The 17,697-nt window shown below is 32.1% G+C and carries 17 protein-coding genes, 5 tRNA genes and 2 other annotated features; of the genes, 3 read left to right on the top strand and 19 right to left on the bottom strand.

Features of this window, described 5'->3' with window-relative positions:
• Window positions 1-114: 114 nt before the first annotated feature.
• The 11 genes from ACWJJ2_RS18615 to ytxC all read right to left on the bottom strand — a co-directional run bounded on the left by ACWJJ2_RS18615 (window position 115) and on the right by ytxC (window position 11,860).
• Window positions 115-714 carry a cell division protein ZapA gene (locus ACWJJ2_RS18615; RefSeq protein ID WP_216303265.1) on the bottom strand — a complete coding sequence of 200 codons (600 nt, stop codon included), beginning with the start codon at window positions 712-714 and terminating at the stop codon, window positions 115-117.
• Window positions 715-926: 212 nt separating this feature from the next.
• A complete protein-coding gene (gene ltrA / locus ACWJJ2_RS18610) occupies window positions 927-2,336 on the bottom strand; it encodes a group II intron reverse transcriptase/maturase (protein ID WP_462952630.1) in 1,410 nt (469 codons plus the stop codon).
• A gap of 462 nt (window positions 2,337-2,798) precedes the next feature.
• Window positions 2,799-5,177: a phenylalanine--tRNA ligase subunit beta gene (gene pheT, locus ACWJJ2_RS18605; protein ID WP_220319655.1), complete on the bottom strand. Its 2,379-nt coding sequence runs from the start codon at window positions 5,175-5,177 to the stop codon at window positions 2,799-2,801.
• Between the two features lie 67 nt (window positions 5,178-5,244).
• Window positions 5,245-6,264, bottom strand: coding sequence for a phenylalanine--tRNA ligase subunit alpha (gene pheS, locus ACWJJ2_RS18600; RefSeq protein ID WP_165414233.1), 1,020 nt, complete (start codon window positions 6,262-6,264; stop codon window positions 5,245-5,247).
• 59 nt (window positions 6,265-6,323) lie between these two features.
• Window positions 6,324-6,536, bottom strand: a binding site (T-box leader).
• A gap of 68 nt (window positions 6,537-6,604) precedes the next feature.
• Window positions 6,605-7,390 (bottom strand): TrmH family RNA methyltransferase, encoded by a 786-nt coding sequence (locus tag ACWJJ2_RS18595; RefSeq protein WP_216303267.1) that lies wholly within the window; start codon window positions 7,388-7,390, stop codon window positions 6,605-6,607.
• 12 nt (window positions 7,391-7,402) lie between these two features.
• The gene (locus ACWJJ2_RS18590) at window positions 7,403-8,062 is read right to left on the bottom strand and encodes a potassium channel family protein (RefSeq protein ID WP_165414231.1); all 660 of its coding nucleotides are present in this window, start codon (window positions 8,060-8,062) and stop codon (window positions 7,403-7,405) included.
• An 11-nt stretch (window positions 8,063-8,073) separates the two neighbouring features.
• The gene (locus ACWJJ2_RS18585; protein ID WP_462954362.1) at window positions 8,074-9,438 is read right to left on the bottom strand and encodes a TrkH family potassium uptake protein; all 1,365 of its coding nucleotides are present in this window, start codon (window positions 9,436-9,438) and stop codon (window positions 8,074-8,076) included.
• A gap of 118 nt (window positions 9,439-9,556) precedes the next feature.
• Window positions 9,557-9,916 carry a 50S ribosomal protein L20 gene (gene rplT, locus ACWJJ2_RS18580; RefSeq protein WP_165414229.1) on the bottom strand — a complete coding sequence of 120 codons (360 nt, stop codon included), beginning with the start codon at window positions 9,914-9,916 and terminating at the stop codon, window positions 9,557-9,559.
• A 27-nt stretch (window positions 9,917-9,943) separates the two neighbouring features.
• Window positions 9,944-10,141 carry a 50S ribosomal protein L35 gene (gene rpmI / locus ACWJJ2_RS18575; RefSeq protein WP_165414228.1) on the bottom strand — a complete coding sequence of 66 codons (198 nt, stop codon included), beginning with the start codon at window positions 10,139-10,141 and terminating at the stop codon, window positions 9,944-9,946.
• 20 nt (window positions 10,142-10,161) lie between these two features.
• On the bottom strand, window positions 10,162-10,689 hold the full coding sequence (infC, locus tag ACWJJ2_RS18570) for a translation initiation factor IF-3 (protein ID WP_165414227.1): 528 nt from the start codon (window positions 10,687-10,689) through the stop codon (window positions 10,162-10,164).
• Between the two features lie 34 nt (window positions 10,690-10,723).
• Window positions 10,724-10,835: a sequence feature (ribosomal protein L20 leader region), on the bottom strand.
• Window positions 10,836-10,957: 122 nt separating this feature from the next.
• Window positions 10,958-11,860 (bottom strand): putative sporulation protein YtxC, encoded by a 903-nt coding sequence (gene ytxC / locus ACWJJ2_RS18565; protein ID WP_216303269.1) that lies wholly within the window; start codon window positions 11,858-11,860, stop codon window positions 10,958-10,960.
• A gap of 150 nt (window positions 11,861-12,010) precedes the next feature.
• On the opposite strand from ytxC, the gene ACWJJ2_RS18560 reads away from it, so the two are divergent.
• On the top strand, window positions 12,011-12,706 hold the full coding sequence (locus tag ACWJJ2_RS18560; RefSeq protein WP_216303270.1) for a DUF6873 family GME fold protein: 696 nt from the start codon (window positions 12,011-12,013) through the stop codon (window positions 12,704-12,706).
• Between the two features lie 77 nt (window positions 12,707-12,783).
• Here ACWJJ2_RS18560 and ACWJJ2_RS18555 read toward each other — a convergent pair.
• From ACWJJ2_RS18555 to ACWJJ2_RS18520, 8 genes are all read right to left on the bottom strand, one after another.
• Window positions 12,784-12,858, bottom strand: a tRNA-Cys gene (locus tag ACWJJ2_RS18555).
• Window positions 12,859-12,876: 18 nt separating this feature from the next.
• Window positions 12,877-12,951, bottom strand: a tRNA-Gly gene (locus tag ACWJJ2_RS18550).
• A 5-nt stretch (window positions 12,952-12,956) separates the two neighbouring features.
• Window positions 12,957-13,032, bottom strand: a tRNA-Phe gene (locus tag ACWJJ2_RS18545).
• Window positions 13,033-13,062: 30 nt separating this feature from the next.
• Window positions 13,063-13,139, bottom strand: a tRNA-Asp gene (locus tag ACWJJ2_RS18540).
• Between the two features lie 5 nt (window positions 13,140-13,144).
• Window positions 13,145-13,220 (bottom strand) — tRNA-Val (locus ACWJJ2_RS18535).
• Between the two features lie 332 nt (window positions 13,221-13,552).
• A complete protein-coding gene (gene hslO, locus ACWJJ2_RS18530) occupies window positions 13,553-14,434 on the bottom strand; it encodes an Hsp33 family molecular chaperone HslO (protein ID WP_216303271.1) in 882 nt (293 codons plus the stop codon).
• 31 nt (window positions 14,435-14,465) lie between these two features.
• A complete protein-coding gene (locus ACWJJ2_RS18525) occupies window positions 14,466-15,203 on the bottom strand; it encodes a class I SAM-dependent DNA methyltransferase (protein WP_220287417.1) in 738 nt (245 codons plus the stop codon).
• A gap of 98 nt (window positions 15,204-15,301) precedes the next feature.
• Window positions 15,302-15,541, bottom strand: a complete 240-nt coding sequence (locus tag ACWJJ2_RS18520; RefSeq protein ID WP_165414222.1) for a small, acid-soluble spore protein, alpha/beta type — start codon at window positions 15,539-15,541, stop codon at window positions 15,302-15,304.
• 342 nt (window positions 15,542-15,883) lie between these two features.
• Between ACWJJ2_RS18520 and dapA the strand changes: the two genes are divergently transcribed.
• Together dapA and dapB are read left to right on the top strand one after the other, a co-directional pair.
• Entirely contained in the window at window positions 15,884-16,780 is an 897-nt protein-coding gene (gene dapA / locus ACWJJ2_RS18515) for a 4-hydroxy-tetrahydrodipicolinate synthase (RefSeq protein WP_220287415.1), read from the top strand.
• Window positions 16,777-17,532 carry a 4-hydroxy-tetrahydrodipicolinate reductase gene (gene dapB, locus ACWJJ2_RS18510; RefSeq protein ID WP_220287413.1) on the top strand — a complete coding sequence of 252 codons (756 nt, stop codon included), beginning with the start codon at window positions 16,777-16,779 and terminating at the stop codon, window positions 17,530-17,532. Before dapA ends, dapB begins: the two co-directional genes overlap by 4 nt.
• Window positions 17,533-17,697 lie beyond the last annotated feature (165 nt).

Below are 17,697 nucleotides of genomic sequence, written 5' to 3'. Positions count from 1 at the left end.
TAAAGTCATTATAATAAAAAATAGACTCACAATTATTTTAAAAATTGTGAGCCTTTTGTAAATATATTTCTCGTCCATTAAAAAAATCGCCTTTCGGCGACAATTAAATAATTTTTATTTTTTATGTGAAGCTAAAAGTGGATTATTAATTTTCTTTTGTTTAGCTAAACTAATTTGGTATTCTATCAACTTATTTTGTGAATCGATTATTTTGTACTTATAAGATTGAAGCTTAAATCTCATTTCTTTATTTTCTGTTTTTGTTCTTCTATTTTCTTCGATACAACTTTTACTAGTCACTTGCATCACATCTAATTGTTGTTGCATCTCTATATTTTCTTGCTCTAATGTTTTTACATATTCAGTTTTTTCTGTGTTTTTACACTTGTTAAGTAATTCTTGATTATAGTCTTCCAAATGATTTAACTGTTTTTTTAAACCTTCTAACTGCTCAGTCAATTCATTATCATGTTTTTCTAAAGATTCACCCTTACTCAAAAGTTCCTTGCAAAGTGACTTACTTTTAAACATATCATCACCTAAATTTAAAGCAGTTAAAATTGCTGCTGAGGAAGTACTAAGCTTTTCATTATTACTCATTATATTTTTTATTTTTTTATCAACATAACTAGCTACCATATGTAAATATTCTTCTCTTTCATCACCTTTTAAATTATATTCAACACCGTTTATCTTTATTGTTACAACGTTCATCTAAAACACCCTCTTAGACAGATTAGTTAAACTTATTGTACCACAATATAACTTTTAATAAAACCAATTTTTTCAAATTATGCATACAATTAATACAATATTCATTTGTTTTTTGAGATTGCATGAATCGAGTAGGAGCTAAATAATTAATTTATTTAGCGACCTCTCACACCACCGTGCATACCGTTCGGTACACGGCGGTTCAATAGAAATTAATGTTTTAATAAATATGTCTCAGATATAGAAACTAATCCTATATTTTTAAGGTATTTATTGGTCAATGTTTTGTTTAATATAGGGCTATTGGATGTTCTCCAATAGCCTTTCCTTGTATTTGCATATTGCAAAGCTTTATTGTTTGGTATTCCTAATTTAACAAGGTTCCCATATTTTGTTTTAATCTTTTTCCATTGTTTCCAAAAACACATTCTAATTCTTCGCCTTAACCATTCATCAAGTGTTTTAAGAATACTTTTAATGTCTGCAATAGCAAAATAATTTATCCATCCAACTATCACTTGCTTAAGTTTCATAAACCTATATTTCATGCTCATCGCATTACTTCTTGAAGTTAATTCTTTTAGCTTTGCTTTGAATTTGATTATAGGTTTTTGAGGAACTCTCATTCTGTATTCACCTTTTGCTCGGTAAAATGAAAATCCTAAAAATTTAAGTTTCCAAGGTCTATCTACTGTACTCTTTTCTTTATTCACTCTAAGCTTTAACTTTTCCTCAATAAATCTCGTAATACTCTTCATTACTCTATTTGCTGATTTCTCACTTTTGACGTATATATTCGCATCATCAGCATATCTACAAAAGTTTAGTCCTCGTTTTGTTAGTTCTACATCGAGTTCATGTAACATTACGTTACTTAATAATGGGGACAAAGGCCCGCCTTGAGGTGCTCCTTCTTCTGTATTCATAAATACCCCATTTATCATCACTCCACTTTGTAGATACTTTCGTATCAGAGAAATTACTCTACTATCTTTAATATCTTCCGATAGTATCCTTATTAATTTATCATGATTTATCGTATCAAAGTATTTAGAAAGGTCTATATTCACCGTCCATGTATGTCCAGCATTAATATATCCCCTACATTTTTCAACAGCTTGTTTTCCACTTCTTAAAGGTCTAAAACCGTAACTATTATCAGAAAATTTCTTTTCATATATTGGTATTAGAGTTTGTGATATCGCTTGTTGAATAACTCTATCTAATACAGTAGGTATTCCAAGTAGCCTAATTCCACCGTCAGGTTTTGGTATTTCTACCCTTCTTACGGCTAGAGGTCTATATCTACTTTCTAATAATGATTGCCTTAATTCTTGTCCATGCTCTTTTAGATAATGTAGAAGTTCATCTACTGTCAAACCATCAATCCCATGACTTCCTTTATTGGCTTTTACTCTTTTATATGCTTTATTCATATTATCTCTCGATAATATCTGCTCGAGTAAACCATTATCATATTCATTCACATCGTTTCTTCCTTCTTCTGACATAGAGGAAATACTATGCACTTCTACATTACCTTCGAGTTCCACTCTATTCTCTCGTAGAGAGCCTTCTTTATGAAGTTGTCTGCTTTTATCATATTTTCTCGTATCCTTCAAAATTCCAAACCTCCTATTGTTCAGTCCTTCCCACGCTAACGCGTTTTGCATGGTACTATGACGTCTGCTGACTTCTGATAGTTCAGCCATACATCACTGTATGGGTTGTTATTTCTAAATTCATATCCACAACTTACCTATCAGATCTCCCCGGGTAAGAACGCAATCTTTCACTCCATCTATCTGCTACATTTACACCACTTGTTTCGAATAGTTTTGGGCTTCGTTTTGTATTGCAAACTTACCCACAAGCATATGCCTTATATGTAGTTTCTGTTCGTCAGACCGGAGTTTGGCCGCCAACTTCCTTCAGATTCCATCTCACGATGGACACCCTTGTCTTAAGCTATGCACTTGGCACTATTAACCCGTGCTAGGGACTTTCACCCATTAGATTGCGCCCATGCCGGGCGCACAATGATAAAACCCCCTTATTACTAAGGGAGTTTTAGTTTACTTTCATTATCTAAGTTCAGCACCTAATTTATGCTCTAGAGATCTTAATATCTTTTCATGCACCTTGTTTACTTCTTCATCTGTTAATGTCTTGTCCGAGCGTCTATATACTATAGCATAGGCTATACTTTTCTTTCCTTCTGCTATTTGTTTCCCCTTATACACGTCAAATAATTTTACACTTTCTAAAATATTTCCACCTTGCTTTACAATTATATCATCAATGTCTTGAACTAGAACCCTCTCATCAACTATAAGTGCAATATCCCTTGTTACAGCTGGAAACTTTGGAAGTGCTTTGTATTTCTTATTTAAGTCAGCATATTTATATAATATATCTAAGTTTAATTCTGCTATATAACATCTTGGCTGCACTTCATAGTTCTCCGAAACACTCGGATGAATTTCTCCAACCACACCTATAAATTCTCTCTTTACATATAGGTTTGATGTTTTTCCTGGGTGATAAGTTGGATTTTCACTTTCTCTTTTAAATGATGTATTTTTCATTCCCAAAATATCTAATACATTTTCCACTACACCTTTTAAATCCAAATAATCAGCATTTCCATACATTCCTATAGTTAATATATTTCTTTCCTCTGGAAGCTTATCTGCATCTTCATTTGGTATATACACCTTACCTATTTCGAATAACCTAGCTTCTTCATTATTCCTTGAATAATTCCTTGATAAACATTCCATCATAGATGCTATAGTTGTAGTTCTCATTATACTATAATCTTCTCCTAAAGGATTTTTTATAGTAACTACTTTTCTTAACTCACTATCTTCTGGAACTAATATTTTATTAAATATTTTAGGACTTACAAAAGAATAACTTATGGATTGATTAAGTGCACTGCCAATTAAAGAAAGCACTACTTTATCTTCTAACTTTTGCTTTTCACTTTTCCCACTTTTTGAAGTTTCACAATTAGGAATAGTAGATGGTATGTTATCATAACCATACATTCTAGCTATTTCCTCTGCGACGTCTTCTCTAATGTTAATATCAGACCTAAACGTAGGCACATGTATAACTAAAAAATCCCCTGTTATTTCTGTAGCAAGTTCTAATCTATCAAGGTATATTTTCATATTGGGCATAGATATATTAGTTCCTAAAAATTTATTAATCCAATTTGCATCTACTTCTAAAGTATGAGATTTAACTTTACTCGGATATACCTCAGTGCATCCGTCCATTATTTCACCCGCACCTAATTCTTCTATTAAATGACAAGCTCTATCCATTGCCATTTCAGCCATATTAGGATCTAAATCTTTTTCAAATTTAGAAGATGCATCGGTTCTTAAAGATAATTTCTTAGAAGCGAGTCTTATATTAACCCCATTAAAGTTTGCACTCTCAAATATTATGCTTGTGCTGTCTTCTTTAATTTCTGAATTTAAGCCTCCCATAATGCCTGCAATTGCTATTGTTCTATCTCCATCTTTAATAGTTAAAATGCTTTCATCTAAATCTCTTTCTATCTCATCCAAGGTAATAAATTTTTCTCCGTTACCCGCTCTTTCTATCACTATATCATTAGTCGTAATTTGCCTAGCATCAAATGCATGCATAGGTTGACCAAGCTCTACCATAACGAAGTTTGTGATATCCACTATATTATTTATAGGTCTAATTTCTGCTTCTATAAGTCTTTCCTGCATCCATTGTGGAGAAGGCTCAATTTTTACATTTTTTATACCCTTTAACATATATCTTCTGCAAAGTTCATCATTAATATGAACCTTATAAAGGTCTTCCACATTATCCTTGCAGGTAGCTTTATAATCAAGTGCTGGTTTTCTATACTGCGTGCCTAAAGTTGCAGCCGTTTCTCTAGCTATTCCTAGAATACTTAAGCAATCTGCTCTGTTTGAAGTTATTTCAAAATCTATTAGTACACTTTGAAGATTTAATACTTCTTTTATGTCTTTTCCAATGATGGTATCGCTTGGAAGTATCATTAGTCCATCAACTGGTTCATCAACTGCAATTCCAAGTTCTTCCTCAGAGCAGAACATACCATTTGAAACTATTCCACGGAGTTTACCTTTTTTTATTTTTAGTCCTCCATGTAACGTTGATCCGTGAAGTGCTACTGGTACTATATCCTGTTCTTTCATATTAGTAGCTGCTGTAACGATTTGTGTCGGCTCGTCTAATCCTATATTTACTTGACATATAACTAATTTCTCAGCATCCGGATGTTTTTCTATTTTTATTATTTTCCCTGTAACAACCTTCTCAATTTCAGCACCTGATATAATAACCTCTTCTACTTTCGAACCAGACATGGTTAACTTATCTCCAAGCACCTTTGGTGAAATATCTATATCTACATAATCTTTAAGCCATTTAACTGGAACTTTCATTTTATATCCTCCTACAATTTGTATAGTATTAAATCATCTTCTGCGAAGCTGCATTATTATTTATATTTTAGAATTGTTTTAAAAATCTCATATCACTTTCATAAAGTGCTCTAATATCGTCTATTCCGTATTTTAACATTGTAATTCTATCAAGGCCAAACCCGAAAGCAAATCCGCTATAAACTTCTGGATCAATCCCACAATTTCTTAAAACGTCCGGATGAACCATGCCACAACCTAAAAGTTCTATCCAGCCGCTACCGCCGCAAACCTTGCACCCTTTACCATTGCACACAAAGCAAGTGGCATCCATCTCAGCTGATGGCTCTGTAAAAGGAAAATGATGTGGTCTAAACTTTGTTTCCATTTCGTCCCCGAACATTTTTTGCGTAAATAATTCTAGCGTCCCTTTTAAATCAGCAAAGGTAATTCCCTTATCTACTATAAGCCCTTCAATTTGATAAAATATTGGTGAATGAGTAGCATCTGCTGCATCGGATCTATAAACTTTACCTGGCGCTATCATTTTTATAGGCGGTTTCTGAAGCTCCATAGTTCTTATTTGTATTGGTGAAGTTTGGGTTCTTAAAACTATATTATCATTTATGTAAAAAGTATCTTGTTCACCTCTTGCCGGATGATTTTTAGGTATGTTTAATGCCTCAAAGTTATAATAATCTCTTTCTACCTCAGGGCCCTCTTCAATAACAAATCCCATAGATAAAAATATTTCATTAACTTTTTCAAGTGTTAACTCTAACGGATGTCTTTTACCTACTGTTTGTTTTTTCCCTGGCATAGATATATCTATAACTTCACTTTTTAGCTTCATTTCTTTTTCATTGTTTTTTAATGTATCTGAAGCTTTATCTATAAGTGTCTCTATATCCTCTCTTACTTTATTTGCTAATTTTCCAACAATTGGTCTTTCTTCATTTGATAACTGTCCCATGCCTCTTAATATTTGCGTCAATTCACCTTTTTTGCCCAAATATTTAACTCTGATATTTTCTAATTCTGTTTTAATAGCAGCTCCTTTTAATTCTTCTAAAACTGCAGCTTTTATCGTTTCTAACTTTTCTTTCATAATGAATGCTCCTCTCATATTTTGATAATTCTTTATAAAACAAAAAAAACCATCCCCAATAAAGGGACGGAAAATCCGCGTTACCACCCTAATTGACTAAAAATAGTCCTCTTAGATAAATTTATCGGTTTTACCCGCTATCGGCTACTTTTTTTCACCATTAGAACTCTGGAGTGAACTTGGATATAAAAATTTCTTAATGAAGCTCTCAGTCTAAGGCTTCTTATCCCTGTAAGTATCTTTATATTTACTTTCTCCGTCACAGTTTATTATTAATTTATGGTAGTATACAAAATATTATAACCACAACTACAAAAAAATTCAACTATGAATTTAAAAATCATATATTATTTTTCTGTCTTACGACTTCATACATCATAATTGATGCAGCTACAGCTGCATTTAAAGATTCTGCACCACCAGGCATGGGAATTTTAATTTTCAAATCACATATCTCATAAACTTCGGCGCTTATTCCATTTCCTTCATTTCCAACTGATATAATAACTTTCTCTCTAAGGTCTACATTATAGAAGTTTTTATCAGTATCCAATGAACTAGTAACTAGCTTAAATCCAGCGCTCCTAAGCTTTTGCACCACCGATAGATCACTATCGCAAATAACGGGTATTTTAAAAATAGAACCCATTGTGGATCTTAAAGTTTTTTCATTATAGATATCTACAGTTCCTTTTGTAATTATAACTCCTAGTGCTCCCGCCGCATGAGCTGTTCTAATTATAGTTCCCATATTACCTGGATCTTGTATTTTATCAGCTAACATATAGAAGCCATGATCATATTTAATCTCTACCGGTTTATTTCTAACTGTAGCAATAATACCTTGCGGATTATCCGTATCGCAAATACTTTTAAATAAACTGTCACTAACACTATAAACTTTAGTATTCTTCTGTAGCTTGTTTTTCATACAAGAGTTTTCATATTTTGAATCTCCTCTAGCACTTATAAAAATGTGCACCACTTCAAAATCAGAATCCAAAGCTTCTTCTACAAATCTGAAACCTTCAACTAAAAACATATTACTGTCTTTCCTATATTTCTTTTCTTTTAACTTTTTGATATCTTTAATCAATAAATTATCCTTACTTTGAATATGTTCCAAACTGAATGCTCCTTATTTAACTAGATTTTCCAACTTATTTAATTCTTCAATATTACCTATTGCAACAATAATATCACCTGGTTCAACAATATTATCAGCTGCTGGAGCAACATCAATATCATTGTTTCTTTTTATAGCCATTACATTTATACCATATTGAGCTCTTATATTTAATTCTCCCAGGGTTTTATTATGCCATTCTTCAGGACTAATAACTTCAGCTATACTATAATCAGGAGATAATTCAATATAATCTAATATATTTGATGATACTAAATTATGAGCAACGCGTACACCCATATCTCTTTCTGGAAAAACTACTCTGTCTGCACCTATTTTATATAATACTTTAGCATGCAGGGCATTAGTCGCTTTTGTTATCACATATTTTACTCCTAATTCTTTAACTAAGAGTGTTGCCAAAATGCTAGATTGGATATTAGAACCTATACTAATGACTGCACAATCAAAATTACGAATTCCAAGAGCCCTTAAGCTATTTTCATCATTCGCATCAGCTTGAACTGCATGAGTTACATTATCCGAAATATTTTGAACTACATCTTCATCAAAATCAACTGCTAATACATCATTTCCCAAAGAATATAATGTTTCAGCAACGGATTCTCCAAATCTTCCGAGACCTATAACGATAAACTGTTTTTTACTCATTAACCCCACCCCTATCCAATTAAAATTTTGCCTTCTGGGTATTTTATATTTCCCGATTTACTTTTTTTATTTTTAGCTAATGCTAGTATTATAGTAAGTGGTCCCACTCTCCCTGCATACATGGTAAGTAAGATTATTACCTTTCCTACAAATGTTAATTTTGTAGTTAATCCGAGTGTTAATCCAACTGTAGCAAATGCTGAAGTAGCCTCATACAAAAAGTATTCAAAAGGAATATTCGGGCTCTGTGTAATAGATAATATCATGGTAACTGATATAACAATTGTTAGGGAAATAAGTGATACTGCAAACGCTTTATACACAAATTCTTTGCTTATGCGCTTTTGAAATATTTCAGTATCTTCTCTTCCACGAACCACAGACACTATAGTCATAAAAATCACAATGGCAGTAGTCGTTTTTATTCCACCCGCCGTTGATCCAGGCGATCCTCCAATAAACATTAAAATTATTGTTAAAAACTTTCCCGCCGTGGTCATTTTACCGAGTGGTATAGAATTAAACCCTGCTGTTCTTGGGGAAATTGATGCAAAAACGGAAGATAAAAATTTGCCCTTAATAGACATTCCTTGCATAGTGTCAGCATTATTCATCTCAAAAATATACATAAGTATTGCCCCTAAAACAACCAATGCTATCGTCGAGTAAATAACTATTCTAGCATGGAGGGACAATCTTTTTGTTCCCTTGCAATTATAAATTTCTACCCAAACATAAAATCCTAACCCACCTATTATTATTAATGCTGCAATTGTTAATATTACTACAGAATTACTAGCATAAGCAGTGACACTATTAAAGTTTCCAATCAAATCAAACCCAGCATTGCAGAACGCAGACACCGAATGGAACACGCTATAATAAATCCCTTTGGCAATTCCAAATTCAGGAATAAATTGTGTTGAGAATAACACCGCACCTGTTATCTGAACATAAATTGTAAATATCAATACATATCTGACCATTTTCACTAACCCTTGTAATGAGTTTACATTCATAGCTTCCTGCATCACTAGTCTTTCCTTTAATGTTATTCTTTTCCCTAAAATTAAAAAAACTAAAGTAGCTACAGACATAAATCCAAGTCCACCTATTTCTATAAGTAACATGATCACTGTTTTGCCAAAATATGTCCAATATGTTCCCGTGTCTAGTACTATAAGTCCCGTAACACACACAGCAGATGTAGAGGTAAATATACAATCTATGAAAGGCGTAATTTTACCACTTTGCGAAGCTATAGGTAGGCTTAATAGTATAGCCCCTATGACTATGACTATAGCAAACCCTAATGCAAGTATCCGAACAGGAGTATATATGCTTTTCTTTTTAAGATCTTTAATATCTAATTTCAAATTATTCACCTCTAAATTTTCAACTATGATGTTTTACTAATTATATCACTTTACATGTTTTTGTCAAAAATGCAATAAAAAATGCAGCCGTATGGCTACATTTTTGAATAAATAATTTTTATGCTTGTAATTGTTTTTTTGCAACTTCTACTAATTCAGCAAAAGCTTTTGGATCATTTATTGCAATTTCAGAAAGCATTTTTCTGTTAATATCTATGCCTGAAAGTTTCATTCCATTCATGAATCTTGAATATGAAAGGTCATTTAACCTTGTAGCAGCATTGATTCTAGCTATCCAAAGTTTTCTAAAATCTCTTTTCTTTAATTTTCTTCCGATATAACCATTTCTAAGTGCTCTCATTACTGCTTCATTAGCTGTTTTAAATAACTTACTTCTACCACCATAGTAGCCTTTTGCAAGCTTTAATACTTTTTTATGGTTTTTACGAGAGTTAACTGCTCGCTTAATTCTTGCCATTTAATATACCTCCTAATCACCATTCAATTATAAGTATGGTAACAATTTCTTCATCGATTTTATTTGAGTTGTTGAAACATATGCTGTTTTTCTAAGGTTTCTTTTTCTTTTCGGGCTTTTCTTTGTTAATATATGACTTGTAAAAGCTTTAGCTCTTTTTAACTTACCTGTTCCTGTTTTCTTAAATCTTTTTGCTGCGCCTCTATGTGTTTTCATTTTAGGCATAATAAAATTCCTCCTCTCAGTTATGCTTTTTTGGGAGCTAAAATCATTATCATATTTCTTCCCTCTTGTCTCGCTGGTTTTTCAACAATATAAACATCACCGATTTTTTCTACAAAAGATTTTAATATCTTATGTCCGACTTTTGAGTTTTCAATTTCTCTACCTCTAAATCTTACGGTTATCTTTACCTTATCTTCATCTAACAAGAATTTTTTAGCATTACTAGCCTTAATTGCAATATCATGATCTTCTATTGTTGCACTTAATCGTATTTCTTTAAGATTAACAACTTTTTGTTTCTTTTTAGCTTCTTTTTCTTTTTTCTGTTGCTCATAGATAAACTTACCAAAATCCATTATTCTACATACTGGAGGTTTCGCGGTAGGAGACATCATAACTAAATCTAAATCTTTCTCTTCCGCAAGATTCAACGCATCTTTAGTATTCAAGATACCCAATGCAGAACCATCAGCTCCAATAACTCTTATTTCTCTAACTCTGATTTCTTCATTCATCATGAAATCTTTGTTTTTACTAATAATTTTCACCTCCTAAGTGTATTTAGATAAAAATATAATATTTAAACAATTAAAAGGACGACAAAATGCCGTCCCTAATAGTAACAAATTTAAATTACTAATTAACCTAACTAGCATTACTGTTAGGTGAGAAACGGCTGTTTCTTCTTGTAAAAGATAACTCTATTATATTAAAATATTTTTTATATTTTCACTCACAACAATTCAAAGTATACTATCTAAGTATTTGTTTGTCAACACTTTTTTATTTATTTTATTCACATATCAATATGCCTTACTACCATACAAGAGTTTCTTTTTTTATCTCTTCACATTTAACACATTTATCACAATAATAGACCCTATCTGCAAAAACCTTGTTTATCGTTTGTATTAGTTCTTTATTTTTACAATGCTCTACACAGTGTATAATTACTTTTTTAGGAGCATTGGTTATCATAGTGCTAATAATAAGTTCCTCTCGATTTTCTTTTGAATCAAATTTAACATCCGGTAACTCCATCATCATATTTCCTACTAAATCATTACCTTCTTCATCTGTTAAACGATAATTTCCGTTTTTTTCAATTAGAATATTAATCTCATCTACCTTACTATCCTGAACATCAACAAAGTATTTAAGCAATTTTATAAACTCATTATATTCTTTCTCTACCATATACTCTTCCACAACTTTATCCACTATGCACTCTAAATCTCCCTTTAGCTCTTTTGTCCTAAAGGTTAAAAATCCACTTATATTAATTTCATTATTTTCTTCTATACATTTAGTTATCTTATCAATTATACTATTTTTCCTATTCATACAATATACTCCATTAGGTCCGGATATTTCGCCCTCACTACTCAAGTATTCTTGTATCCTAGGTTTAATTTGTTCTATTTCATCATATTGCAGAAAAAAATAAGATTCATCTAAAAATTTTTTGAGTCCTTTTTTACAAAATTCCATTACAACTATTTTATATAACATGTTTGCAACATGCAAATTAAATGTTTTGATACTAGCATCGCTTAAGTTGTCATCATCACAAAAAAACTTTACTACGTGAGTATCCCCTATTATATTTTCCGATATACCTGAAAAATTTTTTTTATCTTCAAAACACTTCTTAATGTCTTTAATTTCATCAATAATACATTCCATACTCCTATTATATACAATAGTTAATAAAAGCATTTCGCACACTCCTTTCTCACTAAGATAGTATGTGTGTAATATTAATGTATATGCAAAATAGATTAAACAATTATCGACATATTGCAATTTGTGATAGCTTTGTGTTATAAAATAAACATAAGAAAATAAATATTAAATAGGAGTATTGTAATGAAAAATATTATTGTTGATTTTAGAATTCATAATGAAGAAAAAGAATATTTAGTTTCTAGAGGATATAACTTGCTTATTTGCCCACCTAGCAACATTTTATACGAGGCTGTATGTGGTCACCCTGATATGCTTATGCATATTTTAGGCAAAGATATTATAGTTCATAAAGACATGGATAATGAATTCATACTGAGCTTAATTTTGTTAAATTATAAAGTTTATAAATCAAATTCAACTTTAAAAGATAAATACCCTTATGACATATGTCTCAATTCATTAAGCCTAGGCAATCTTTTTATTCACTCAGTTAATTTTACTGATACTAATCTTTTGTCACTATTAAAAACAAGAAAATTAATAAACGTTAAGCAAGGTTATACAAAATGTTCTACTTGCATTGTAAATGATCATGCAGTCATAACTAGTGATGTTTCTATCGCTAAGGCTTTAAGCATTGAAAAAATAGATATTTTATTAATTCCACCTGGTGATATTATCCTTCCCGGGCTTAACTACGGTTTTATAGGTGGCGTAACAGGTCTTATCGAAGATAATGTCTTAGCTTTTTATGGTCACTTAGATCATTATTTGTATGGGAAAGAAGTATTAAATTTTTTAAATAAGCATAAGGTAGAACCTGTATTTTTGAGAAATGGAAAACTAATCGATAGAGGTAGTATTTTTAGAGTCTAACGAATCCAAAATATACTGAAATAAAAAAAGTAGTCTAAATGCTGAAATATCAGCATTTAGACTACTTTTTATTGTTTTGGAGGCGCCACCCGGATTTGAACCGGGGAATAAAGGTTTTGCAGACCTTGACCTTACCGCTTGGCTATAGCGCCATTATTCATAATTATAGTTGGAGCGGAAGACGAGATTCGAACTCGCGACGTTCACCTTGGCAAGGTGACGCTCTACCACTGAGCCACTTCCGCAACACTGGTGGCTAGACCAGGAATCGAACCAGGGACACGAGGATTTTCAGTCCTCTGCTCTACCGACTGAGCTATCCAGCCTTAATAATTTTCAAATTTACTAAATTCAAATGGCGACTCAAAAGGGACTCGAACCCTCGACCTCCGCCGTGACAGGGCGGCACTCTAACCAACTGAGCTATTGAGCCATATGTGGTGGGAACAACAGGGTTCGAACCTGTGACCCTCTGCTTGTAAGGCAGATGCTCTCCCAGCTGAGCTATGCTCCCACATATCTTTATCAGACTAGTACAGTTTACATCATTTCATAAAACTTGTCAACAACTTTATGTATTAACTGTTTTTTTACTTTACTGTTAACTTCCTCGTCCATGTGTACTTTGTGAGTACTTTATTATATTATAAGATTTCCTTACGGCTGTCAACCATAAATATGGTGAATATTCACGTATATTTAAATTATACTCCCTATTTATCGAATTTACTCCACTTTGCTACGATTTGAAACATATATTACTATTGAATATAGTTTGTGTATTGCTTTCTATAAAAAGCAATACCACATATACTATATTCTCTTTATCCAAAGCTGCATTTTTATCTATGAATTAGCTTCTTTAAGTAATTGCCCAATTTCTTCATGATTAAATTCATAATTTTCATTACAAAAATGGCATTTAAGTTCTTCGGTTTTACCATCATTATATAATTCTTCTAAATCCTTTTTACCTATACTTATTAAGGCCCTCTCAACCCTTTCCCTGCAGCAATCACATTTATACGTCGGCTTAACCTCTTCATGTATTTTAAGTTCCATATCTTCAAAAATAAATTCCAAAATTTCTTCGATGTTCATCCCTTTTGCTATTAATTCAGTTATAGATGGAATTTCTTCAAGCCTATACGTTATTATATCAGCTAAAAATTCGTCTGCACCAGGCATCATTTGGATTATAAAACCTCCTGAAGCTTTAATGCTCATATCCGTGTCAACTAAAACTCCGAGTCCCACAGCAGACGGCGTTTGCTCTGATACAGTAAAGTAATAAGCTAAGTCATCCCCAATTTCACCTGTACAGATTGGCACTTGACCTATGTACGGTTCCTTTAGTCCCATATCTCTTATAATCCTTAAATAACCATCCGTACCAACGGCAGCACTTACATCAAGTTTCCCCTGTTTGTTTGCAGGCAAATCTACATTAGGGTTTCCTATGTACCCTTTTACACTTACATCAGCATGTGCAGTTACTACCACGCCTCTCGCTTCTCCTCCGCCATCAATTTGAAGTGTTAAACTATCTTGCTGCGACTTTAACATGCTCCCCATAAGAGCACCAGCCGTTAGCATCCTACCAAAAGCAGCTGCTGCCGTGGGTGCACACAAATGCATAGAAACTCCCTCATTTACTAAACCCGTAGTTATTGCTGCGACTATTCTAACCTGGCCTTCCTTTGCAGTAGCTCTAACCAATTTATCCATATACTAGCCTCCTGTAAACTATTTTTGTTTTTTACTTCTTAAGTACGTAACATATTCGCTCTGTGATTTTACTTACTACTTTATCTTCATAGTTATCCATCTTTTTAATTATTTCGAACCCAATTTCTTTTATAACACTTTCTACATATTCTTCTTTATAAGCCCTTTCAGAGTGTTGCTCATCAAAGCGTCTGAACACTTGTCCTTCTTTTACAAAAAAAGTTAAATTCATTTGTACTATATCATTTTCTAAATAATTTTCCCAAATATACACTACATCATCACTATCGTAATTATAAATATTATTACCAAGCACATTGGTAAGTTTATAATAAGAGTTAATATCAAAGATGAATAACCCATCCTGTTTTAATAAATCATAAGCGCCTAATAAATACTTTTTAAAATTTTCTTTTTTTAATATATAGTTGCTAGAATCTAATCCGCAAGTTATAAGGTTAAAAGTATTATCTAAATTCAATTCACAAATATCTTGGCATACAAATTTTGCTCCTACCCGAGCATCCCTCATCTTTTTCTCTGCTTGACTTAACATATCACAAGATAAATCAACTGCCCAGGTATGCTTAAACTCATTTGCAATTTCTATAGTAAGATTTGCTGTACCACAGGCTAAATCTAAATAACTCTCCATATCTAAGTGATGCTCTTTGCAAATACATAATATTTTGGAAGCCCATGTTTTATAATCAATATCAGAATTGATTAATTCATCATATATACAAGCAAACTCTTTGTAACAGTTCATATTAACATTTCTCCTTTATATTCCTCTTAATACTATAATGGTATATAATATACTAACCTATATACCAAATATTGTCCAAATTAATTTGCTTAATATCTTTAAAAATCTTTGTTTTTAGGGAGATTTATGGCTTTCTTTCTTTTTGTCATTAAGCCTCCAATTCTTCCTGTTTCTTCTGCTGTTAATCCACTCCAACCATCCACATCTATCTTTTCTGTTAATCCTAATTCTTCCGCTATTTCATATTTTAACGATTCTCTTAGCATTTCGTTTTTAGTTAACTCTTTATTTGTTCTTAACTTAGCTTTTATAACTTTTTTCAAAGGTGTTTTACCCATCATATACCTCCTAATTATAATTGTAATATCTTATATTTTTTACAATTCGAGGTTTTTTTATTCATAATAAAAAATAAATATTACCCGTTATTTAATCATAATATGATTTAAATTACAGTTTTATAAATATACCCATTAAATTATACCTTGCTGATTTTCAGTTTTTTTTTTTAAAGTATATATATTTTTACATATGGGCTATATAATATAATCTAATGAAGAAAAATATTTTAGTGATAATTTATGTGTTTCCTAATTCATTATGAAGAATATTACGAAATGCTTCACTAAAAGCGATCTAAATTAATAACTATATAGTATAAACTACTAGGAGGTAATCTTATGAGTATTTTTAAAGGTTCTGGTGTTGCAATAGTCACTCCGTTTAATGAAAGAGGCGTAGATTTTAAAAAACTCGAAGAATTAATAGAATGGCATATCAAAAGCATGACAGATGCTATTGTAGTATGTGGTACTACAGGTGAAGCTTCTACTATGACAGAGCAAGAAAGAAAAGAGACTATAAAATTTGTAGTTGATCTAGTTAATAAGAGAATTCCAGTAATCGCGGGCACAGGAAGTAACAATACTGCCGCTGCAATAAGTATGAGTAGATGGGCAGAAAAAATAGGCGTAGACGGATTACTTGTAATTACGCCTTACTATAACAAGACTACTCAAAAAGGCTTAGTTGAGCATTTCAAAGCAATTGCAAATAGTGTAACTTCACCAATAATAATATACAACGTTCCTTCGAGAACAGGTCTTAATATTACTCCAAACACACTTCTAAAATTATGCGAAGTACAAAACATTGTAGCAATTAAAGAAGCGAGCGGCGATATAAGTCAGATAGCACAGATTAAAGCACTCTGCGGAGATAGAATAGATATCTATTCAGGTAATGACGACCAAGTTATACCTATACTTTCCTTAGGAGGTATCGGAGTTATATCTGTTCTTTCAAATATAATTCCTACAGTGATTCATAACATGTGTGAATTATATTTAAAAGGCGAGCATGCAAAAGCTCTAAAAATACAATTGGAGTATCTTCCTCTTAATGGCTCTATATTCATAGAAACTAATCCTATCCCTGTAAAAACAGCTATGAATCTTATGGGAATGGAAGTCGGGGCTTTAAGACTACCACTATGTGAAATGGATGAAATAAATTTACAGATTCTAAAAAAAGAATTAAAAGCATATAATATCCCTTTAAAGGAGGAAATCAAATGATTAGAATGCTTCTAAATGGCTGCAATGGAAAGATGGGCAAAGTTATTTCTGAAATGGCTAAAGCATCAACAACGATTTCAATTGTTGCAGGTGTTGATAAAAATTCATTTAATTTAGGCTATACATGCTATGATAGCATACTTGAATGCGAAAATGATATAGATGTGATTTTAGATTTTTCAAGGCCAGATGCTTTAGATTCCTTATGTAAGTATTCTAAAGAGAAAAATATCCCTATTGTGTTCTGCACTACTGGTTACACGCAAGAACAGTTATCTAAAATTAGTTCCCTCAGCACCGAAATCCCAGTATTCCACTCTGCAAATATGTCTATAGGTATAAATGTTGTTAATAATATACTTAAAAGCATAAGCAATATGCTTTACAAGGATTTTGACATTGAGATAATTGAAAAGCATCATAATCAAAAAGTCGATTCCCCTAGTGGTACCGCTTTACTCCTTGCAAATACAATTAAAGATTCTATAGATGACGAAACCACCTTTGTCAAAGGACGTGATGGTTTAAGTAAAAGACAACCTAATGAAATAGGGATTCATGCTATCCGTGGTGGAAGTATTATAGGTGATCATGAAGTCATATTTGCAGGAAAAGGAGAATGTATTGAAATTAAGCATACTGCAATATCAAGAGATGTTTTTGCAATAGGTGCACTTAAAGCTTGCGAATATATATACGGAAAAGAAAAAGGTCTATATAGTATGGATGATGTAGTTAATATGTCAATATAACGACAGTTCAGACGGAAAGTCTCCCATTACTACACGCTGGAGTTACGCGCCCTAACAAATAAAAAACTTCAGTTGGAGTACAAATCTCCTTCTGAAGTCGTTAATACAGCTCCGCAGGAGATGATTTAGCCTTTAAACTAGAAAAGCAACCTTCAAAGTATTAAA

The organism is Clostridium sp. CM039, from assembly GCF_055081075.1.
Note: the sequence above shows the minus strand (reverse complement) of the source record. Positions and strands in the feature narration are given on the sequence as shown.